This window comes from Endothiovibrio diazotrophicus, from assembly GCF_054657215.1.
In genome coordinates this window covers 31,805-51,268 of the sequence record NZ_BAAHXB010000029.1, presented here as the reverse complement: position 1 = coordinate 51,268, position 19,464 = coordinate 31,805, and the positions used below count along the sequence as shown (strand labels likewise).

The following is a 19,464-nucleotide window of genomic DNA, read 5'->3' as shown; positions in this document are numbered from 1 at the left end:
ATCCTCGTCAAATAGCTCACTATTCTCCTCGAATTTTCGAAAAATTGGGGCCGCCCTCCTGCCCTCCCGCGACTCGATCCCCCATAGTCCGACAGCCTCCTAGTCGCCGAAGCTGGTGCCGACCCGGCGGGCGCTGTCGATCCACGGGTGGTCGGCGGGGACCAGCTTCTTCTGGCCGGCCACCTCCTCCAATGGCACCGCCTCCACCCCCTCGCCGCGGGCGGCCACCATCACCCCGCCGACCCCCTGTTCGATGAGGTCCGCGCAGGCGGTGCCGAGGCGGGTGGAGAGCAGCCGGTCGGCGGCCGACGGGGTGCCGCCGCGCTGCAGGTGGCCGAGGATGGTGACCCGCGCCTCCAGGTCGGTGAGACTCTCCAGTTGATGGGCGAGACGCAGGGTGTGGTCGGTGCTCTCCTCCTCCAGCCGCTGGATCCACGCCTTCGCCTTCTTCCGCTCCTCCTTGCTCGATGCGGTCTCCCGGCGCTGCAGCGCGGCGGCCATGGCGGTGTGTTCGTCGCGGGTGACGGCGCCCTCGGCCACCGCCACGATGCTGAACGGCTTGCCGCTGCGTACCCGCTCCTGGATCGCGTCGGCCACGGTCTGCACCGAGTAGGGGATCTCGGGGATCAGGATCACGTCGGCGCCGCCGGCGATCCCCGCCCCCAGGGTGAGCCAGCCGGCGCGGTGGCCCATCACCTCGACGACGATGATCCGGTGGTGGCTGTGGGCGGTGCTGTGCAGCCGGTCGATGGCGTCGGTGGCGATGCCCAGCGCGGTATCGAAGCCGAAGGTGGTGTCGGTCATCGCCACGTCGTTGTCGATGGTCTTCGGCAGGGTGAGCACGCGCAGTCCCTTCTGGTGGAGCTGCAGGGCGTTCTTCTGGGTGCCGCCGCCGCCGAGGCAGACCAGTGCGTCGAGCTGATGGCGTCGGTAGGTCTCGACGATGGCGTCGGTCATGTCGCGCACCTCGCCCCCCACCGGCATCTTGTGCGGCTTGTCGCGGCTGGTGCCGAGGATCGTCCCGCCGAGGGTGAGGATGCCGGAGAGCGCGCCGCCGCCGAGGGTCACGGTGCGGTCCTCGACCAGCCCGCGGAAGCCGTCGCGGAAGCCGATCACCTCCATCCCGTAGGCGCCGCGCGCGCTCTTCCCGACGCCGCGGATCGCCGCGTTGAGGCCGGGGCTGTCGCCGCCGGAGGTGAGGATACCGATCTTCTGGGACATGGACGCAGGCTCCGGGTTACGGGTCGGGAGGGGGAGTGTAACCCGGATTGCCGGCGCGATTGGGGACAGGGGCGACGGTAGCCGGTCGTCGCGGTAGCCGCCGCAGAGGCGTCTGGATAGACTTGCGCCGTCGATCGCCCGCCCACGGCATCACCCTGGTGTTGGTGCTGACCGTCATGGTGCTCAAGTACCGTTTCCGCAGGCGCTGAATGCACGCCCGTTGTACGCTACCGGGCGCTACCACAATCTGCAGGGTGATTTTCATGGCGCGCAAGGCGAACTCCTCACCGACCAAAGAGATCGACGGCGGCTTCTGGCTCGACAAGGGCGGGCGCGCCTTCCTCGGCCGCGGGCGCATCGAGCTGCTGGAGGCGATCGCCGTCCACGGTTCGATCTCGGCGGCGGCGCGCGCCATCAACATGAGCTACAAGGCGGCGTGGGACGCGGTGGACGCCATGAACAACCTCTCCGAGGTGCCGCTGGTGACGCGTACCACCGGCGGCCGCCACGGCGGCGGCACCCTCCTCACCGAGCATGGCCACCGCACCGTCGAGCTCTACCGGCGGATCGAGGCGGAGTACCGCCAGTTCCTCCACAGTCTGGCGGCCGGGGTGCAGGAGTTCGACGACTTCCATTCGATGCTCCGCCGCTTCTCGCTGAAGACCACCGCGCGCAACCAGTACCGCGGGCGGGTCACCCGGCTGGTCACCGGGGCGGTCAACGCCGAGGTGGAGATCGACCTGGCCGGCGGCGACCGGCTCACCGCCATCGTCAGCAACGAGAGTGTCGAATGCCTCGGGCTGAAGGAGGGGGACGAGGCCTACGCGATGATCAAGGAGTCCTCGGTGCTGGTCACCGGCGAAGAGGAGACGGGGGTTCGCTACAGCGCCCGCAACCGCCTCCAAGGGGTGGTCGAGGAGTGCCGCGAGGGGGCGGTCAACGGCGTGGTGCGGATCCGCCTCGACGGCGGCAAGGTGATCACCGCCGGGATCACCAACGAGAGCATCCGCGCCCTCGGCCTCCGGGAGGGGGCGCCGGCCGGGGTGCTGGTGAAGGCCACCGAGATCATCCTGGCGACCACCGAGTGAGGAGTCATCGGGTGATGCAAAACAGCGCGCGCAACCAATTTCCCGGCCGCGTCGCGGCGGTGTTCAAGGGGGCGGTCAATGCCGAGGTGCGGCTGGTGCTCGATGCCGGCGGCGAGATCGTCTCCACCATCACCAACGGTAGCGTCGACCGCCTGCAACTGACCGTGGGGGACGCGGTCACCGCCCTGGTGAAGGTCTCGGCGATCACCCTCCAGGTGGGCGGCGAGGCCGCCACCTCGGCGCGCAACCGCCTCTGCGGCGAGATCACCGCGGCCCGCGAGGGGGCGGTCAACGGCGAGGTGGCGATCGCTCTGCCGGGCGGCGACGAGGTGGTGGCGATCGTCACCAACGAGAGCATCCGCAACCTCGGTCTGGCGCCGGGCGTGCGGGTCTGCGCGCTGGTCAAGGCCTCCAGTGTGATCCTCGCCGTCTCGGGTTAGCCGAGCCGCTCGAAACGCACCTGGACGTCCCGCGGCTTGGCGAAGTAGGGGGCGGAGGTGACCAGCACGTCGGCACCCGCGGCGGCGTAGTCGGCGGCGTTGCCGGCGTGGATTCCGCCCGCCGCGGCGACCACCGTGGCCTGCGCTCGGGCGCGCGCGGCCGCTACCACCACGGCCACCTGCTCGGGCCGCAACTTTTCCAGTTGGATCGCCTCGCAGCCCTCACCGATCAGCGCCAGCGCCGCCTCGGCGGTATCCACCTCGACCAGGCACCGTTTCTCCGGTTGGGCGTGGCGTAGCGTCGCGGTGTAGCCGCTCAATTCGCCGGCGTCGAGAAAGGCGCGGTGTTCAGCGGTGACCATCACGCTCTCGGAGAGTCCCAGGCGGTGCATCGTCGCACCGCCGGCCCGCACCGCCTTCACCATCATCGGTTTGATCCCGGGGAAGTGCTTGCGGGTACAGGCCACCACCTTGCCCTCCGCCCGTTCGACGATCTCCCGCGCCGCGCTGGCCACCCCGGAGGCGGACTCGATCAGTGCCTGCGCCACCTTCCAGACCCGGAACAGCCCCGACGCGGGGCCGCGGGCGCTGAGCAGCGGTGTGCCGGACGCGGCTCGCTCGCCGCTGCTCGCGTGCCGCTCGGCGACGGCGCCGGCCAGGGTGAACAGGCGGGTCGCCTCCTCGACGCCGCAGATCACCATCGGGTCGCGGACGTGGAAGGTGATGCGCCCCAGGCGTTCACCGATCGTCAGGGCGCTGGTGGTCAGGTCGCCGTAGGGGGCGTCTTCGTGCAGCAGGCGCTCCAGTTCGCGGTCGCTCAGGGCGCTTTCGGTAGGGGGCATCCGGGATTCTCCGATGGCAATGGGTGAAGGGTTTCCGTCATGGGGCCGCGGTGAGGATCACACTGGAAGCCTTGAATACCGCCTGCACCGGAGCCCCCTCCGCGATTTCCATCCGGTGCAGACTCTCCAGATCCAGCAGCGCGGTCAGCACATGCCGCTCACCGGGCAGCGCGACGGCCACCTCGGCGTTGACCGGTCCGCGGTGGACGCGCACCACCGCCCCGTCGAAGCCGTTGCGGGTCGACAGACGGCAGCCCTGCTCGCCGGACAACAGCACCACCGAGGAGGACTTGACGAAGGCGTGGACTTCCCGCCCGACCCGCAGGCCGAGGTGCTCGGCCGACTCGGTGGTGATCAGCGCGGTGATCACCAGCGCCTCCTCCAGACGGATGCGCACCTCGCAGTTCACCGCGTCGCGGCGGATCGATTCCACCGGCCCGGCGAACTGGTTGCGCGCACTGGATCGGGTGGTCAGCCGCGCCAGCATGCGGCGGAAGCCGGTGACGTCGGTGTTCCCCTCATGGCCGGCATTGAGCAGCTCGGAGGCACGCTCGACGGCCCCCTGATACTCCTGCTCCAGGGCGCGGTAGAAGGCGATCAGCCGACGGCAGTAGGGGGTCAGCTCGGTGCCGCCGCCGTGCCGGCCGCCGGTGGTGCGCAACACCAACGGGTGGGGCGAGAGGCTGTTCATGGTGTCCACCGCGTCCCACGCCGCCTTGTAGGAGAGGGGGACCGCCTTCGCCGCGCGGGCGATCGAGCCGTGCTTGTCGATCGCCTCAAGCAGACGGATGCGGGTGTCGCCGAGGAAGTTGCCCACCGCGGTGTCGAGGGTGAGACGGCCGTGGATGGTGGGGAAGGCGGGCATCGGACAGCTCCTTTCGGTCGGTTCGGGCCGGTTCGTATTGGGCGTGCGGGGGCCGTTCATATCGGTCGTTGTGGTGTTGTGTATATAGCGTGGTGGAGAACAATCACCGGGTCGGAGGCCGCTCGGCCGGAAGGCGAGCCTCGCGCCGCGCCGAAGACACACGTCCATCCCCTATACAGGAGAACGATCATGAAAATCAGTGCACGCAATCAGTTCAAAGGGACCATTACCGCCCTCAAGGAGGGGCCGATCAGCGCCGAGGTGGAGCTGACCACCGAGGGCGGTGACAAGGTGGTGGCCACGGTCACCGACCAGAGCGTTCAGCGTCTCGGCCTCGCCCCCGGCAAGGCGGTGGTGGCGCTGGTCAAGGCCCCCTCGGTGTTCCTCGCCACCGGCACCCCGGAGTACCGCTTCACCGCGCGCAACGAACTCACCGGCAAGGTCTCCAATGTGGTTCCCGGCGCGATCAATACCCGGGTCTCGGTCACCCTGCCCGGCGGTGCGGTGGTCGGCGCGGTGGTGACCAACGAAGCGGCGGTCGAGCTGGGCCTCGCCGACGGGGTGGCGGTCACCGCGCTGTTCAAGGCGAGCCAAGTGATGCTCGGCGTGCCGGCCTGAGCCCTCTTCCGTCCTCCCGGACCTCCCGGTCCGAGGGGCGGGTTGTTGTCTCCCGGGGTGTCTTGCGGGTTCGCGCCATTGGGTTTCCAGGCTTCGCTATATAATAAACGATACAACGAAGCGCGGAAAATTACACCTCTTCTGATGTGGCCGCCGTTGTCCCCTGTCGGTGGGGGGGCGTTCGAGCGTGGTGGCCGATTCACGACCATTGAACCGAAAAAGGGCGGATCTCTCCGCCCTTTTGCATGCCGGTGCGTTACGCCTACGGGATCAGCTCACAGGTCAGGATGCAGACCCACTGGTTGGCTTGGGCGCGGACCCGTTCCTCCACCACCCGGTAGGGGCGCCCGGCGGCGTGCTGGTCGGCGCGCCGGTGGGCGATGCGGATCGCTTGCGGACGGCTGCTGCCGACGGCCCGGGCGGTGAAGCGCGGGCCGCGCTCCTCCTCGATGACCGCCTCCTCGGCAGGCTCCTCGGCAGGCTCCTCGGCAGGCTCCTCGGCTCCTCGCTCGTCCTCTCGTCCAGAGAAGCTCACCCGCACGTCGATCCCCGCCGGCTTTGGGTAGGTGGAGATGGAACCGGTGAAATAGAGGCGCCACTGGCCGGGCCCCAGGTGGGTGCTGCCGCCACTCTGGGGCAGGCTCGGGCCGCCGTGGCCGGTGCTGTCGTTGTAGAGGTTGAGGGTGACGTCGACCTTGCCGGTGGTGGAGGTGGTGACGGTCACCGTGGATGCTCCGGTGAGGTAGAAGTGGGGTTCGACCTTCGTGCTGTGGAAGTTGCCGTCCCCTCGCCAGTACCCGCTGACGCTGCCTCGCTCCGCGCTCTGTTCAAGTGGATTGGCGGCGATCTCCAGGGTGCCGTCCTGCTGCAGGTTGATCTGGGTTTCGATCGACATGATGAACTCCTCCTTGTTGGACAAGGGCGCCCCGGCTCCGATCTGTTCCATCTCCATGCGGGGCGTCCGGTTATGTCCCCCCAGGCATAGTCAAGGTTGATCGGTTGTTCAAGAACGGAGGGCGCGAGGGAGGGGCGTCAATGCCTGTCTGTTTTCCTACAAATATCCCCTCTGGCTGCCGCTTTCCTTTGCTGCTTCCGTTCGGCTACTTCACCGAGATGGGGCCCGACGACGACGCGCGCCTCACCCTCTCGCGCAAGACCCGTTTCCCGAGCATCAAGGATCGCTACTCCTACCGCCTCGGTTCGGCGATCCCCAACCCCGACCTGGAGGCGGAGCGCGCCACCACGCTGGAAGGGGGCTGGACCCACCGCTTCGGCCGCAGCGCCCGCCTCGACGCGGCGCTCTTCTACAGCGACATCAAGGACCTGATCCAGCAGGTGGACCTCACCCCCTCCGTCTATCCCGACGGACGCCGCCGGGCGGACGCCTTCACCCTGGTCGGGCTGCGCGCGGATTACGCATTCCAGCGCGGCCTCACCGCGCGGCTCGGGGTCGAGAACCCGGGCGACGTCGATTACGCCTACCAGGAGGGCTACCCGGAGCCGGGCCGCACCTGATACGCCAATCTCAGCTACCGCTTCTGAACGGGGGGACCGACATGAAACGCCTGACCTCAATACTGGCGGCGGCACTGCTCGCCCTCGCCGGCGCCGCCGGCACGCCCGCCGCCGAGCGGCTTACCGTGATGACCAGCTACCCCGAGGCGGTGGTTTCCCGCTTCGAGGAGGCCTTCGAACGGCGCCACCCGGAGATCCGCCTGCAGATCCTCTGGCGGATGCCCCACGACCGGTGCCGTCGCAGGTGGGCTACGCGCCGATGATGATCGACCAGTTGCTCCAGCATGCGGGGTGGCAGGCCGGCTGGGCCACCTGGCGGCGGGTGGCCGCCAACAGCCGGCTGATCGCCAGCCGCGGCCAGTTCGTCACCGACGAGGTGAGCGAGGGGCGGGCGGCGGTGGGGCTGACCATGGACTTCTTCGCCGCCTCCGCCGTCGCCAGCGGCGCCGCCGGCCGCTTCATCTACCCCCGCCGCACCGCCTTCAACCCCGCCCACGTCGCTATCACCGCGGCCACCCCGCGGCGCCCGGCGGCCGCGGCGTTCGTCGCCTTCCTGCTCTCGGCCGAGGGGCAGCGGCTGCTCTTCCATCCGGCGATCCGCAAGCTGCCGGTTGCCACCCCGGCAACGGCCGCGGCCACGCCCCGGACGGGCCGGGCGAGGCGCTGCGCTCGATGCTGGTGCGGCTCAGCGTGCCGGGCCCGGGGCCCCACGGCGGCCCGCGGCCCCACCCCGCCTACGGCAACCAGCTCAACGAGCAGGGCGTGCCCGGGGTGGCCGGCGAGGGCGAGGCCGCCGTCCCCCGCGAGGCGGTGCGGTCGATGGCCACCGGCGACCGGCAGGCGCTGCTCGCCTTTCTCCGCTCGCTGTGACGGCGTCGGTCGGTTACCTGAAAAACGCCTCCAGATGGTCGAACACCGCGTGGTCCGGCGGATGGCGGCGTAGCGTATTCACGTCGTGTAGCTTGAGCAATTGGCTCTCGATCTGCTCCAGCCGCTCCCCTGCCGGCACCCTCAGCCAGACCCGGCTGCGCGCGGGGTCGGGCAGTGGCAGGCAGAGGATGCCGTCGACGTTGAAGGCGCGGCGCGAGAAGAGGCCGCAGACGTGGGACATCACGCCGGGGTGGTTGTTGACGGTCAGCTCCAGGATCGCCGGCTGCGGATCGGTGGTGTCGTGCGCGCTCATCGTTCGGCTCCGGTCAGCATCTGGTGGTTGGCGCCGCCCGGCGGCACCATCGGGTAGACCCGCGCCTCGCCGTCGACGGGGACGTGGATCAGCGTCGGCCCCGGTGCGGCCAGCGCCTCGGCCAGCTCGCGCGGGTCGTAGTCCGCCTCCGCCAGGTCGAGGGTCGCCCAACCGAAGCCGCGGGCGATGGCGCAGAAGTCGGGGCTCGCGCTGAGGTCGGAGGCGAAGCGGTTGCCGCCGTAGAACAGATCCTGCTGCTGGCGCACCAGCCCCAGCGCGCCGTTGTTGAGCAGCACCAGCTTGAGGTTGAGCCCCTGTTCGCGGGCGGTGGCCAGCTCCTGCAGGTTCATCAGCAGGCTGCCGTCGCCGCTGAAGCAGACCACCGGCCGCTGCGGTTCGGCCAGCGCTGCGCCGATCGCCGCCGGCAGGCCGAAGCCCATGGTGCCGAGGCCCCCGGAGGTGAGCCATTGGCGCGGCCGGCGGAAGGGATAGGCCTGGGCGGTCCACATCTGGTGCTGGCCGACGTCGGTGGCGACCAGCGCCTCGGGGCCGAGCAGGCGGCCCACCGTGCGGATCAGGTCGTGAGGACGGCGCAGGTCGTCGCCCACCGCAGGAGCGGGGTGGGCGTGCCGGAGCGCGGCGATTTCCTCGTGCCACGCCCCGCGCCTGGCCGGCTCAAGACGTTCCAATAGCCGTTCCAGGCTCCGCGCGACGTCGCCGCGCAGCGGGATCTCGGCGCGGCGCAGCTTGTGGATCTCGCTGGCGTCGATATCCAGGTGGATCACCTGCGCCGCGGGGCAGAACGCCGCCAGCCGGCCGGTGGCGCGGTCGTCGAAGCGGGCGCCCACCGCGATCAGCAGGTCGCTCCGTTGCAGCGTGTGGTTGGTGGCCGCCTCGCCGTGCATGCCGAGCATGCCGAGGGCCAGCGGGTGGTCGGTGGGCAGGGCGCCGAGGGCCATCAGGGTGGTCACCGTCGGCAGGTCGGCGCGCTCGGCGAGCTGCCGGGCGAGCGCGCTCGCGCCGGCGTGGATCACCCCGCCGCCGAGGTAGAGGATCGGCCGGCGTGCCGCCTGGATCGCCGCGGCCGCCCGCTCGACCGCCTCCAGCGGTGCCGCCCGTGGCGCCTCCGCGCCGCCCGGCTCGGGCCATTCGGCAAACTCGATCGTCGCCTGCTGCACGTCCTTCGGGATGTCCACCAGCACCGGCCCGGGGCGGCCCGAGGCGGCGATGCGGAATGCCTCCGGGATCACCTTCAGCAGCTCCGCGGCGTCGCGCACCAGGAAGTTGTGCTTGGTCACCGGCAGGCTCATGCCGTAGATGTCGACCTCCTGGAAGGCGTCGGTGCCGATCAGCGCCTGCGGCACCTGACCGGTGATGCAGACCAGCGGGATCGAATCGAGGTAGGCGTCGGCCAGCGCGGTGAGCAGGTTGGTCGCCCCCGGCCCGGAGGTGGCGAAGCAGACCGCCGGCCGGCCGCTGGCGCGGGCCATGCCCTGGGCGATGAAGCCCGCGCCCTGTTCGTGACGGGCGAGGACGTGGCGGATCGGACCGCGGCTCAGCGCGTCGTAGAGCGGCAGGTTGGCGCCGCCGGGGATGCCGGCGAGCTGGGTGATGCCCTGGCGCGAGAGCAGGTCGATGGTCAGTTCGGCGCCGGTTCGTTGGATCATCGGATCGATCTCCTGGTTGGGGTGATCGTCCGGTGGAAACGGCGGGGACGTGGAAAAGAGAAAACCCCCGCCGGTTCGCACCGGACGGGGGTTTCGGATTCGCTCGGCTCCTACCCGCTACGGTGCGCAGGCGCGTACGCCTACGATGACGACGGGGTGTACGACGACGGCGGGCGGGAGGATGGCGGAAAGGTTCATGTCACACCTGGGGGATGGGGTTCGCGGCTGTCCGAGTCGGCTATAGAGCACTGAAGAGCGGCAGCTCGCTCTCCTGTGGGAACGGCCCCGAGGGCCGCTCCCACAAGTGACAACATAAGGGCCGTTCGCGCCGGCTGTCAATAGGTTGTTTGTGGGAGGCAGCCCGGGAGGCTAGAGCGCGGGCAACGCAGTCGGCCACCGCCACCCCGCGTCGGCCCATCTTTGCCTGGAAGCTCGCGTATACTGGAGGCTCCATGGACGTTTCGAGACCCGTCGTGACCGAACCATCACCCAGCTTTGGCGATCTGAGCCTGCTCTACGTGGACGACGATGAGGATATGTGGCGTCTGCTGGAGCGGCCGCTGCGTCGTCGGGTGAAGGAGGTCCACTACGCCCGCAACGGGCGGGAGGGGCTGGAGGTGGCGGAGCGCGAGCGGCCCCAGGTGATCGTCACCGATCTGCAGATGCCGGTAATGGACGGGCTGGAGATGATCGCCGAGGCCCGCCGCCGGCCGCAGCTCGACATCCCGATCATCGTGGTCACCGCCTTTTCCGATTCGGGGCACCACACCGATCTGGCCGACGGTTATGTCTACAAGCCGCTCAATATCCGTACCCTGCTGGAGAAGATCGCCGAGGTCCTGGCGACGCGGGCGTAGTTCTTTCAGGTCAAAGGCGAAAGGTCAAAGGTCAAAGGATAGAGGCGCGGTGCCACTCCGGCTTCGCGTCTCCCGATTGGCGCGATGTCGAAGAATCGGATGGCATCGAACCAAGGTCCTTTCACCTTTGACCCGGAAAAGTCGAACTCAGCCTAGGAGCCTGTCGGACTTAGGATGAATCGGCTGCGAAAGCGGGAGAGCGGCCCCACTTTTCCGAAAATCCTCGTTAAATAGCTCGCTATTCTCCTCGAATTTTCGAAAAATTTGGGCCGCTCTCCCACTCCCGCAGCTCGATCCCCCTAAGCCCGACAGGCTCCTAGGTCGGTAGCGCGACAGGGTCCGGCGGTTCAGCCGGCGCCGAACTGGACGGTGAAGCGCGCGCCATCGTCGGTGTTCTCGGCGGTGATCCGGCCATGCATGTGCTCCTCCACGATCACCTTGGCCATATAGAGGCCGATGCCGGTCCCCTTGCCCTCCTCCTTGGTGGTGAAGTAGGGCTCGAAGATGCGGTTGAGGTGCTCGGTGGGGATGCCGCCGCCGTTGTCCTCCACGGTGATGCGGCACGCCCCGTCCTGCTCCCCTGAGAGGGCAAGGCCGATGCGGATCCTGCCGGGAAAACCCGCTTCGCGGTCCTCACGCTGGATGATGGCGTCCTTGGCGTTGCCGATGATGTTGAGCAGCACCTGTTTCAGTTCGCCGGGGTAGCCGACGTAGCGGTGGCCGCACAGGCGCGCTTCGCCGCCGACGCAGTCGCACGCCAGCTCGCTCTCGATGCGGTGCCAGTCGAGCTGGGCCATCACCAGCTTGAGCGCCTCCTCCACCACCTCGCGCGGGTTGAACGGCTCCTTTGCCTTGTCCGGCTTGAAGAAGTTGCGGAAGTCGTCGATGGTCCGCGACATGTGGTCGATCTGCTTCATGCCTTCGGCCACCGTCTCGTCCAGGTGGGTACGGTCCAGTTCGCCGAATTCATGGGCGTCCTGCAGCTCCTGCAGGGCGATCGAGAGGGTGTTCAGCGGTTGGCGCCACTGGTGGGCGATGGCGCCGATCATCTCGCCGATGGCGGCCATGCGCGACTGGTGGATGAGCATGGCCTCCTTGTGGCGCAGCTCCTCCAGGGTCTCGCGCAGCCGCTGCTCGCGCTCCCACAGCCGGCGGTAGAGATGGACCCGGTTGAGCAGCAGATTGTCGTCGATCGGTTTGGTCAGGTAGTCCACCGCACCCAGTTCGTAGCCCTGCTGGACGAATTCGTCGGCCTTGAAGACCGCGGTGACGAAGACGATCGGGATGTCGCGGGTGCGTCCGGTCATCTTCAGCATGCGGGCGGTCTCGAAACCGTCCATGCCGGGCATCTGCACGTCGAGCAGGATCAGGTGGACGGTGTGTTCGACGGTGGCGGCCAGCGCCGCCTCGCCCGAGTCGGCCTCGAACACCCGGCACTCGCCCAGGCGCCCGAGCAGGGTGTGCAGGGTGAACAGGTTGTTCGGATTGTCGTCGACGATGAGGATATCGAAGGTGCTCACCGCCGCTCTCCTCCAGAACCTTTGTTATTTTTGGTCTTCATTTCCATCGGTATACCTTCTCACGTTCCGCATAGGGGGTGAAGTAGCGTTCACCTTCGTCGTGGGGCAGTGCATCGCTGGGGCCGAGCATGAGAAAACCGTCGCGGTGGAGCGACTTGGCGAAGAGCTCGGTGACCCGCCGCTGCAGGCGCGGGTGGAAGTAGATCATCACGTTGCGGCAGAGGATCAGCTGGAACTCGTTGAACACCCCGTCCTGGGCCAGCGAGTGGTGATGGAAGAGGATGTGCCGGCGGTAGCGCGGCTCGATCTCCAGGTAGAGGCCGTTGTCGTGGAGAAACACGTCGTTGGTCTCACCGCCACCCTCCCGGTAGTTGGCGCGATCCTCGTCCAGCTTCTCCCGCGGGAAGAGGCCCCCCTTGGCTTCCTCCAGCACGTAGCGGTTGATGTCGGTGGCGAAGATCTGGCTCTTCTCCAGCATCCCCAGCTCGTCGAGCAGCACCGCCAGGGAGTAGACCTCCTCGCCGGTGGAGCAGCCCGCCGACCAGATCTTCACCCGCGGGAAGCTGTCGAGGTAGGGCAGCACCCGTTCGCGCAGCAGCCGGAATTGATGCGGGTGGCGGAAGAAGGCGGTGACGTTGATCGACAGCTCCAGGAACAGACGCTCGAAGCTCTCCGGTTCGGCCAGCAGTTCGCGTACCAGCTCGAAGAAGTCGTGGTTGCCGCGCAGCCGCGCCAGCTTGTCGAGACGACGCTCCACGGTGCCCCGTTGATAGCCGCGGAAGTCGTAGCCGTAGCGCACGTAGAGCGCCTCCAGCAGCAGGTCGACGAGCGTGGAGGAGGGCTGCCGCTCGCGGCCCACCAGGGCGGCGGCGAGGAAGGCGGCGATCTCCTGGCGGTGGAAGGCGTGGTCGTAGTGGCCGCTGGCGCGGCCGTGGTCGGGGAGCACGTGGGCGTCGACGCAGTCGCTGCTCTCCTCGACGATCACCGTGGCGCCCTTCGCCTTGAGGGTCGCCATGCCTTTCACGCCGTCCTGGCCGAAGCCGCACAGCAGTACCGCCATGGCGTGTTCGCCGTATTCATGGGCGACGCTCTCGAATAGCACGTCGAGCGACGGGCGGGCGTACTGCACCTTGCGGTCGCGGGTGAGATAGACGCGGCCGTGGGCCACCTTCAGGTGGTGCCCCGGCGGGGCGATGTAGATGGTGGCGGGCTGGATCTCCATCAGGTGGTGGGGCATCACCACGGTATAGTCGGTGCGGCTGCGCAGCAGCCGGTCGAGGTGGTTCTCCTCGTCCTCCAGGACGTGCTGGACGATGAATACCGTGGCGTCGGACAGCGGCAGCCGCTCGACGATGTGGATGATCTTGTCCAGGCTCTCCGCGGAGCCGCCGAGCACCACCGCGCGGGTTGCCGCCTGGGCGTCGCGCATCGAGTGGCTGGGGACGGTGACCGCGGGCAGCCCGAGGCGCAGCAGGAAGTGGGCGAGGTAGGTGTGGTAGGCGTGGATCTTCAGCGCCCGCCCGCTCCATAGCACGCCGGCGAGCGCGTCGACCGCCGCCGCCGGCAGGGTGCGCGCGTCGTAGAAGGAGACCTCGCAGCGCACCCAGCCGCTCGGATGCACCGCCTCGGCCAGCGCCGAGCGCTCCTCCTCCTGGTCGAGCAGGCCGAGGACCTCGATGCGGCGGATTCCGGCGTTGTCGTTGTAGGTGACGCTCATGTTGAAGAAATGGACAGGATTAACAGGATTTTTCAGGATTTACAGGTTTCTTGTATTTTCTGAATTGCCTGCGGATCGTGACGCTTTCGCCAAAGTTGATGAGAAGACCAGTGTCCATCCCGGTCGCTACGAGATAATTTACCAATTGGACCTCATGGTTCTTCGATAACGCTTCAGCGGCTTTCAGTTCGCAGATGATCATCTCTTCCAGCAGAAGATCGGCAAAATATTCGCCTACCACCTCATCTCGGTACCGCACTGCGAGGGGAACCTGCTGTTCGACTCGAAGCCCTTGTGCTCGGATTTCCAGCGCCAGCGCGTTCTCGTATACGCGTTCGAGAAAACCGGCGCCCAGCGTGTTATGGACGGTATAGGCGCAAGAGATGATCCCCTTCGTGAGCTCCTGATCTGCTACAAGCATTACCTACCAACCTGTAAATCCTGAAAAATCCTGTTAATCCTGTCCATTTCTTCCATCCCCGCAGTATCAGCCACGCTCCTCGCACCAGACGCGGGCCATGTTGATCAGCACCTCGAAGTCCACCGGCTTGGCCAGGTAGTCGTCGGCCCCCGCGCTGAGCGCCTTGTCGCGGTCGTCCTTCAGCGCCTTGGCGGTGAGCGCGACCACCGGCAGCGGCTTCAGCCGCGGGTCGGCCTTGATCGCGCGAATCGCCTCGTAGCCGTCCATCTCCGGCATCATGATGTCCATGAAGATCAGGTCCACCGCCTCGCTCTTCAATTGCTCCAGCGCCTTGCGCCCGTTCAGCGCGTTGAGCACCGTCGCGCCCTGGCTCTCCAGCGCCGAGGTGATGACGAACAGGTTGCGCGGGTCGTCGTCCACCACCAGGATGCGCCGGCCGTCGAGGTGACGTCCCGCCTCCATCGCGGTGGGGGCCTCCCCCTCGTCCGGCATCCCCTTGAGGAAGCGCTCGATGTTGTCGAGCATGCGCTCCTCCGCATGGGGGGTCTTGACGATGATGCTGTCGGTGAAGGCGCGTAGCCGCGCCTCCTCCTCGCCGCTCAGCTCGTGTCCGCCGAAAAGCATCAACGGCACGTCGGGGTAGCGCTCGCGCAGTGCCGGGCAGAAGTCGCGGCAGATGGTGTCCGTGCGGCGCTCCAGGTCGACGATGACCAGGTCGCAGCCGCCCTCGCCGACCCGCGCCAGCGCCGAATCGCCGTCGCGGGTCCCCTCGACCCGCACCCCGTCGACGCGGATCAGCTCAGCCACCTGGTCGGCGCGCAGGGCATCACCCTCGACCACCAGGATCGAGCGCCCCTCCTCGCCGACCCGGGCGAGGATCTCCGCCTCCGCCTCGGCCAGCTGGCGGTCGTCCACCGGCTTGGTGAGGTAGCCGACGATGCCGCTCTTCAGCAGTCCGGCGTCCTTGTCGCGGGCGGAGACGATGTAGACCGGGATGCGCCGCAGTTCGCGGGTCGCCTTCAGCTCGCGCAGCACCTCGGTGCCGTCGCGGTCGGGCAGTCCCAGGTCGAGGAGGATGCCGCGCGGCCGGTAGGTCTTGGCCATGCGCAGCCCCTCCTCGCCGCTCAGCGCCACCAGGGTCTTGTAGCCGAGCTTGCGGTTCATCGCCGCCACCGCCTCGCCGAAGGCGGGTTCGTCGTCGATCACCAGCACCACCGGGTCGGAGGACTTGAGGTTGGCGCGGTCGTCATGGACCTCGCCGCCGCCCGTGCCGGGGGCGCCGGTCGCCAGCGGGGCGCGCGGCGCCTCGCGGCGGGGGGGCGCGAGGCCCGCCGTGCCACGCTCCTCCCCGTCGCCGCGATCGGGGGACGTCAGCGGCAGCAGGATGGCGAATTCGCTCCCCTCGCCCGGCCGGCTCTTCAGCTCGATGGTGCCGCCGAGCAACTGGGCGAAGCGCAGGCTGATCGACAGCCCCAGGCCGGTGCCGCCGTACTGGCGGGAGATCGAGCCGTCCACCTGCTGGAAGGCGTCGAAGATCGCCCGCTGCTTCTCCTCGGGGATGCCGATACCGGTGTCGCGCACGGCGATACGGATCGGCAACTGCGGGTGGTCGCTCCTCTCCACGCGCACGGTGACGCTCCCCTCCTTGGTGAACTTGAAGGCGTTGGAGAGCAGGTTGCGCACCACCTGGGCCACCTTGTCGCGGTCGCTGACGAATTCGCCGCGCAGGGTATCCTCCACCTGGAAGTCGAGCCCCTTGTCGCGGGCGGCGTCGCCGAACAGATCATTGAGCTCGCGCATCAGGTCGGTTGATGCGATGGGCAGCGGGTGCAGCTCCATCTTGCCCGCCTCGATCTTGGAGAGGTCGAGGATGTCGTTGATCAGCCGCAGCAGCTCCTCGCCGGCGTGGTGGATCACCTGGGCGCGCTTCGCCTCCTCCTCGTCGAGGTGGTTCGAGTCGTTCATCGCCAGCATCTTGGAGAGGAGGATGATCGAGTTGAGCGGCGTGCGCAGCTCGTGGGACATGTTGGCGAGGAATTCGGACTTGTACTTGCTGGCCAGTTCCAGTTCGCGGGCGCGCTGATCCAGCTCGCCGCGGGAGCGCATCAGGTCGCGGTTGCGGGTCTCCAGCTCGTTGGCCTGCTGTTTCAGCTGCTGCTGCTGCTCCTCCATCTGGGCGTTGGCCTGCTGCAGCTCCTCGGTCTGCTGCTGGAGCTGCTGCTGCTGCTCCTCCATCTGGGCGTTGGCCTGTTGCAGCTCCTCGGTCTGCTGCTGGAGGCGCTGCTGCTGCTGCTCCATCCGGGCGTTGGCCTCGCGCAGCTTGGTGCTGCGCTCCTGGGCCTCGCGGGTCGCCTCCTCGGCGGTGGTCAGCAGGCCCTGGATACGCTCGCGCTGGAGCGCGGCGTAGAGGAAGGCGGCGACGGCCTCGGCGGCGGCCTCGAGGAGCGTGCGGGCCTCCTCGTCGAAGGTGGCGAAGGCGGCCAGCTCCATCACCCCGAGGAGCTCTTCGTCGCGCAGCAGCGGGAAGGTGTAGGTGCAGAGCGGCGGGGTGCTCAGGGTGCCGGTGGTCACCGGCGGGGCGTCGCGCCGGATGTCGTTGAGGGCGATCGGGTGGCGCTCCAGGGCCACCTGGCCCACCGCCCCCTCGCCGAGGCGGAAGTGGTTCCCGAGGGTGTCGCGCTCGGTGTACATGTAGGAGCCGAGCAGATCGAGGCGCTCCTCCTCGGGCAGGTAGACGTAGCACACCCCGCGCCCCGCCTCCAGGTAGCGGCCGAGCACGCCGATCGCCCGGTCGGCCAGCTCACGGGGCCCCAGTTCACCGGAGAGGGCCCGGTTGAGCTGGCCGATGCCGTCCTTCAGCCAGTTCTCCCGCTCGGTGCGTTCGCGGTTCTCGCGCAGCATGCGGGTCATGTTGTTGAGTGCGTTGCCGAGGCGGTCGTTCTCCGAGAGCAGCTCCACCCCGCCGGCGAAGTCCCCCTCGGCGATGGCGTCGGCGCGCGCCGCCTGGCTCTCCACGTTGACCAGCAGGCGGTCGGTGGAGTCGAGCATGCGGCGGATCTCGTCCTGGGGCAGGTAGGTGATGGTCTCGCGTACCACCTCGCCGCGGCTGAGCCGTTCGAGCTGACGGGTGACGAAGAGCAGCGGGCGCACCAGATTGCCGACGTAGTAGCGCGAGGCGACCAGCACCAGCACCAGCACCGCCGCCACCAGGATGGCGAAGACGTATTCGAAGCTGCGCAGGTTGGACAGCGCGGTGGCCTCGTCGACCATCCCCACCAGGGTCCAGTACTGGCTGTGGTCGGCGGGGTTGGGGTAGATGCGGCGGTGGCTGACGATCAGCCCCGACTCGAACAGGGTCTCGGTGGAGTCGTGCTCGATGCGCGGGGCGAGGGCGGGGAACTCGGTGTTGAAGTTGACCGCATGGCCGAGCAGGTGGCCGAAGGTGTGGTCGGGGTTGGGGTGGAAGAGGTATTCGCCGTTCCGGTCGATGAGATAGAAACCGCGCACCTCGCTCCCCTCCATGGCGTCGCGGATGAACTTGAGGAAGGCGTCGGCGAAGACGTTGATCACCACCACGCCGTAGTGCACGTCGTTGGCGCCGATCACCGGCTGGGCGTAGCGCAGTACCGGGGTGTAGGGCTTCTCGATGCGCCCGTGCTCGTTGTTCAGGCCGAGCGGCGAGACGTAGATCTCGCCCCGCTGGAGGGCGAAGGCGCGGCTGAAATAGCCCTTGTTGCGCTGTTCCAGCAGGTCGGTGCCGGCTTCGAAGCGCACCTCGCCGGTGTTGCGGTCGGCCCGCGCCTTGATCCGCTCCACCCCCTCGGCATCGAGATAGCGCGCCTTGTAGTAGTAGTCGCGGGAGGCGAGGAAGTCGCGGAAGGTGTCGCGGGTCACCGTCTGCCAGTAGTCGCGCTTGCGCTGGTGGCCCAGGTCCTGCCAGTAAAGGTAGCGCTCCATCGCATAGTATTCGCTGAGAAAGTGCAGGTCGTCGGGCACCTGGGAGAGGAACTGCTCGATCTTGCGCCCCACCTCCTTCACCTGGTCGCCGGCCAGCGCCGCGCCCCGTTCGCGGTAGGCCTGGCTGGCGTTGCTGTAGCCGTACCAGCCGATCACCGACAGGGAGATCAGGGTGACCAGATAGAAGAGGATCGAGAATTTGGTGCGGATGCCGAGCCGGGTGAGTCTGAGCGTTTCACGGAGTGGGCGCGTCGATGCCATGGGGGAAGGGGCCTCTTCGGTGGTCATCTCAAAGGGAGCGGATCAGGCGCAGTTTGCGGGTGATCCAGATCAGCAGTTGATCGACGTCGGCGGGGGTCTTGCCCTCGTAGTACTCCGCCGGTGGGGTGATCTCGCGCCTCAGCTCCAGGTGGGCCTTCAGCGGCTGGAGCTCGGCCAGCACCATGCCGACCAGGTTGAAGACGTCGGTCGAGCGCGCCTCGTCGCGGTTGCGGAAGGCCGAGAAGTCGGTGCGCGGGATGCCGGCGTCGCGCTGCAGCCGCTGCACCTCGGCGAGCAGCTCGAAGGTGGCCGCCAGCGACTGGGCCGGGGTCACGTCGACGCGCTTCTCCGGCGGGAAGGTGGTGTCCTCCAGGCCGAGGCGGTAGAGCAGGGCGTTGACGTCCTCGAAGATGCGCATCACCTCGGCGAAGACGTAGGAGGCGCCGATCTCATCACGGTTGAGGGCCTGCAGGTCGAGGGCGACCTGACTGTAGAGGTTGTAGACGTCGATCGGGCGTTTGTTGACGGCGGGCGGCGGGGGAGGCGCCGCCCGCGTCACGCCGAGACGCGCCTTGAGGATCGCCAGGTCGGTGAGGATGTACTGGGTCTGCTCGAAGAGCAGCGCCGGGTCGAGGCTGCGCAGCGGCTCCACCGAGCGCACCGTGCCCACCGGCAGGTCGTGCCGGCGGCGGAACACCTGCAGCTCGATGAGGATCGCGTAGCCCTTCTGCCAGACGTGGCGCGGGAGCAGGTCGGCGCGCACCGGCTCGGCCACCTCCATGGTCGGCACGTCCTCGAACTCGGTCAGCTGCTGCACCTCCAGCTCCACCCGCCGGGCCTGGGCGTAGACGTCGTCGAGGGTGATCGCCACCGGGGCGGTGGGGTTGGCGGTGTCGGTGGGGCTGCTCGTGCTCGTGCTCGTGCTGGTGGTGGTGGCGTCCGGGGTAGCGGTACCGGTGGGCGCGTCGTATAGGAGATCGAGCGGCTCGGCGGCGTGGAGCGCGAGCGGGCCGAACGCCGCCAGGCAGAAGGGAATCAGCAACAGGGTGCGGCGGATCATGGAGCCTCCATTCGGAGTGGGGGGACCGAAGGAGCGTCGCGGGGGGAGGGCGGTCCTTCGTTGTTGTTCTGTATTTCCCCCTAGGATAACGGGAAATGGGACGGTGTGTTCACCGTAGGTCGGCGCCACCGCGCCGACGTGAGCGAAAGCAGCGGGGTTACGGCTGGGATGTGCTTGCCAGTCGGGTAGCTTGGTCGGACAGATTGGCGGAAATGCGGAAAGAATGGTGCCC

Annotated in this window: 18 protein-coding genes and 1 pseudogene; 8 read left to right on the top strand and 11 right to left on the bottom strand. The window is 68.2% G+C overall.

Features of this window, described 5'->3' with window-relative positions:
- Positions 1 to 99 precede the first annotated feature (99 nt).
- Entirely contained in the window at positions 100 to 1,221 is a 1,122-nt protein-coding gene (locus ACYQ2W_RS09815; protein ID WP_459865754.1) for a 6-phosphofructokinase, read from the bottom strand.
- 263 nt (positions 1,222 to 1,484) lie between these two features.
- On the opposite strand from ACYQ2W_RS09815, the gene ACYQ2W_RS09810 reads away from it, so the two are divergent.
- A complete protein-coding gene (locus ACYQ2W_RS09810; RefSeq protein ID WP_459865752.1) occupies positions 1,485 to 2,309 on the top strand; it encodes a TOBE domain-containing protein in 825 nt (274 codons plus the stop codon).
- Positions 2,310 to 2,323: 14 nt separating this feature from the next.
- On the top strand, positions 2,324 to 2,749 hold the full coding sequence (locus ACYQ2W_RS09805) for a TOBE domain-containing protein (protein ID WP_459865756.1): 426 nt from the start codon (positions 2,324 to 2,326) through the stop codon (positions 2,747 to 2,749).
- Here ACYQ2W_RS09805 and modD read toward each other — a convergent pair.
- Together modD and ACYQ2W_RS09795 are read right to left on the bottom strand one after the other, a co-directional pair.
- Positions 2,746 to 3,591, bottom strand: a complete 846-nt coding sequence (gene modD, locus ACYQ2W_RS09800) for a ModD protein (protein WP_459865750.1) — start codon at positions 3,589 to 3,591, stop codon at positions 2,746 to 2,748. The genes ACYQ2W_RS09805 and modD overlap by 4 nt on opposite strands.
- Before the next feature lie 37 nt (positions 3,592 to 3,628).
- A complete protein-coding gene (locus ACYQ2W_RS09795; RefSeq protein ID WP_459865748.1) occupies positions 3,629 to 4,456 on the bottom strand; it encodes a TOBE domain-containing protein in 828 nt (275 codons plus the stop codon).
- Positions 4,457 to 4,645: 189 nt separating this feature from the next.
- On the opposite strand from ACYQ2W_RS09795, the gene ACYQ2W_RS09790 reads away from it, so the two are divergent.
- Positions 4,646 to 5,074, top strand: coding sequence for a TOBE domain-containing protein (locus ACYQ2W_RS09790; protein WP_459865746.1), 429 nt, complete (start codon positions 4,646 to 4,648; stop codon positions 5,072 to 5,074).
- A 262-nt stretch (positions 5,075 to 5,336) separates the two neighbouring features.
- Here ACYQ2W_RS09790 and ACYQ2W_RS09785 read toward each other — a convergent pair whose 3' ends face one another.
- A complete protein-coding gene (locus ACYQ2W_RS09785; protein WP_459865744.1) occupies positions 5,337 to 5,969 on the bottom strand; it encodes a hypothetical protein in 633 nt (210 codons plus the stop codon).
- 188 nt (positions 5,970 to 6,157) lie between these two features.
- Here ACYQ2W_RS09785 and ACYQ2W_RS09780 point away from each other — a divergent pair, with 188 nt between their 5' ends.
- From ACYQ2W_RS09780 to ACYQ2W_RS09765, 4 genes and pseudogenes are all read left to right on the top strand, one after another.
- Positions 6,158 to 6,589: a TonB-dependent receptor domain-containing protein gene (locus ACYQ2W_RS09780; protein WP_459865742.1), complete on the top strand. Its 432-nt coding sequence runs from the start codon at positions 6,158 to 6,160 to the stop codon at positions 6,587 to 6,589.
- Positions 6,590 to 6,630: 41 nt separating this feature from the next.
- Positions 6,631 to 6,852 (top strand): hypothetical protein, encoded by a 222-nt coding sequence (locus ACYQ2W_RS09775; RefSeq protein ID WP_459865740.1) that lies wholly within the window; start codon positions 6,631 to 6,633, stop codon positions 6,850 to 6,852.
- Positions 6,849 to 7,172: pseudogene (locus tag ACYQ2W_RS09770) on the top strand (extracellular solute-binding protein); the annotation flags it as partial. The gene ACYQ2W_RS09775 and the pseudogene ACYQ2W_RS09770, both read left to right, overlap by 4 nt.
- A gap of 89 nt (positions 7,173 to 7,261) precedes the next feature.
- Positions 7,262 to 7,459, top strand: coding sequence for a hypothetical protein (locus tag ACYQ2W_RS09765; RefSeq protein WP_459865758.1), 198 nt, complete (start codon positions 7,262 to 7,264; stop codon positions 7,457 to 7,459).
- A 13-nt stretch (positions 7,460 to 7,472) separates the two neighbouring features.
- Here the strand turns inward: ACYQ2W_RS09765 and ilvN are convergent, their stop codons facing one another.
- Positions 7,473 to 7,772, bottom strand: coding sequence for an acetolactate synthase small subunit (ilvN, locus tag ACYQ2W_RS09760; protein ID WP_459865738.1), 300 nt, complete (start codon positions 7,770 to 7,772; stop codon positions 7,473 to 7,475).
- Positions 7,769 to 9,439 carry an acetolactate synthase large subunit gene (ilvB, locus tag ACYQ2W_RS09755; RefSeq protein ID WP_459865736.1) on the bottom strand — a complete coding sequence of 557 codons (1,671 nt, stop codon included), beginning with the start codon at positions 9,437 to 9,439 and terminating at the stop codon, positions 7,769 to 7,771. The genes ilvN and ilvB overlap by 4 nt, the downstream gene beginning before the upstream one ends.
- 473 nt (positions 9,440 to 9,912) lie before the next feature.
- Here ilvB and ACYQ2W_RS09750 point away from each other — a divergent pair, with 473 nt between their 5' ends.
- Complete coding sequence (locus ACYQ2W_RS09750) at positions 9,913 to 10,296, top strand: response regulator (RefSeq protein WP_459865734.1); 384 nt, start codon at positions 9,913 to 9,915, stop codon at positions 10,294 to 10,296.
- A gap of 347 nt (positions 10,297 to 10,643) precedes the next feature.
- On the opposite strand, the gene ACYQ2W_RS09745 is transcribed toward ACYQ2W_RS09750, so the two are convergent.
- From ACYQ2W_RS09745 to ACYQ2W_RS09725, 5 genes are all read right to left on the bottom strand, one after another.
- Positions 10,644 to 11,816: a sensor histidine kinase gene (locus ACYQ2W_RS09745; protein WP_459865732.1), complete on the bottom strand. Its 1,173-nt coding sequence runs from the start codon at positions 11,814 to 11,816 to the stop codon at positions 10,644 to 10,646.
- A 37-nt stretch (positions 11,817 to 11,853) separates the two neighbouring features.
- A complete protein-coding gene (locus ACYQ2W_RS09740) occupies positions 11,854 to 13,533 on the bottom strand; it encodes a CheR family methyltransferase (protein WP_459865730.1) in 1,680 nt (559 codons plus the stop codon).
- Positions 13,534 to 13,552: 19 nt separating this feature from the next.
- Entirely contained in the window at positions 13,553 to 13,954 is a 402-nt protein-coding gene (locus tag ACYQ2W_RS09735) for a GxxExxY protein (protein WP_459865728.1), read from the bottom strand.
- Between the two features lie 66 nt (positions 13,955 to 14,020).
- Positions 14,021 to 18,172: a response regulator gene (locus ACYQ2W_RS09730; protein WP_459865726.1), complete on the bottom strand. Its 4,152-nt coding sequence runs from the start codon at positions 18,170 to 18,172 to the stop codon at positions 14,021 to 14,023.
- 28 nt (positions 18,173 to 18,200) lie between these two features.
- The gene (locus ACYQ2W_RS09725) at positions 18,201 to 19,232 is read right to left on the bottom strand and encodes a hypothetical protein (RefSeq protein ID WP_459865724.1); all 1,032 of its coding nucleotides are present in this window, start codon (positions 19,230 to 19,232) and stop codon (positions 18,201 to 18,203) included.
- Between the last annotated feature and the right edge of the window lie 232 nt (positions 19,233 to 19,464).

Coding starts and splice junctions, on each gene's coding strand:
- ACYQ2W_RS09730 (WP_459865726.1), bottom strand. CDS start 18,172: ATGGCATCGACGCGCCCACTCCGTGAAACGCTCAGACTCACCCGGCTC.
- ilvN (WP_459865738.1), bottom strand. CDS start 7,772: ATGAGCGCGCACGACACCACCGATCCGCAGCCGGCGATCCTGGAGCTG.
- modD (WP_459865750.1), bottom strand. CDS start 3,591: ATGCCCCCTACCGAAAGCGCCCTGAGCGACCGCGAACTGGAGCGCCTG.
- ACYQ2W_RS09815 (WP_459865754.1), bottom strand. CDS start 1,221: ATGTCCCAGAAGATCGGTATCCTCACCTCCGGCGGCGACAGCCCCGGC.
- ACYQ2W_RS09775 (WP_459865740.1), top strand. CDS start 6,631: ATGAAACGCCTGACCTCAATACTGGCGGCGGCACTGCTCGCCCTCGCC.
- ACYQ2W_RS09805 (WP_459865756.1), top strand. CDS start 2,324: ATGCAAAACAGCGCGCGCAACCAATTTCCCGGCCGCGTCGCGGCGGTG.
- ACYQ2W_RS09735 (WP_459865728.1), bottom strand. CDS start 13,954: ATGCTTGTAGCAGATCAGGAGCTCACGAAGGGGATCATCTCTTGCGCC.
- ACYQ2W_RS09790 (WP_459865746.1), top strand. CDS start 4,646: ATGAAAATCAGTGCACGCAATCAGTTCAAAGGGACCATTACCGCCCTC.
- ACYQ2W_RS09785 (WP_459865744.1), bottom strand. CDS start 5,969: ATGTCGATCGAAACCCAGATCAACCTGCAGCAGGACGGCACCCTGGAG.
- ACYQ2W_RS09795 (WP_459865748.1), bottom strand. CDS start 4,456: ATGCCCGCCTTCCCCACCATCCACGGCCGTCTCACCCTCGACACCGCG.
- ACYQ2W_RS09740 (WP_459865730.1), bottom strand. CDS start 13,533: ATGAGCGTCACCTACAACGACAACGCCGGAATCCGCCGCATCGAGGTC.
- ACYQ2W_RS09810 (WP_459865752.1), top strand. CDS start 1,485: ATGGCGCGCAAGGCGAACTCCTCACCGACCAAAGAGATCGACGGCGGC.
- ACYQ2W_RS09725 (WP_459865724.1), bottom strand. CDS start 19,232: ATGATCCGCCGCACCCTGTTGCTGATTCCCTTCTGCCTGGCGGCGTTC.
- ACYQ2W_RS09765 (WP_459865758.1), top strand. CDS start 7,262: ATGCTGGTGCGGCTCAGCGTGCCGGGCCCGGGGCCCCACGGCGGCCCG.
- ilvB (WP_459865736.1), bottom strand. CDS start 9,439: ATGATCCAACGAACCGGCGCCGAACTGACCATCGACCTGCTCTCGCGC.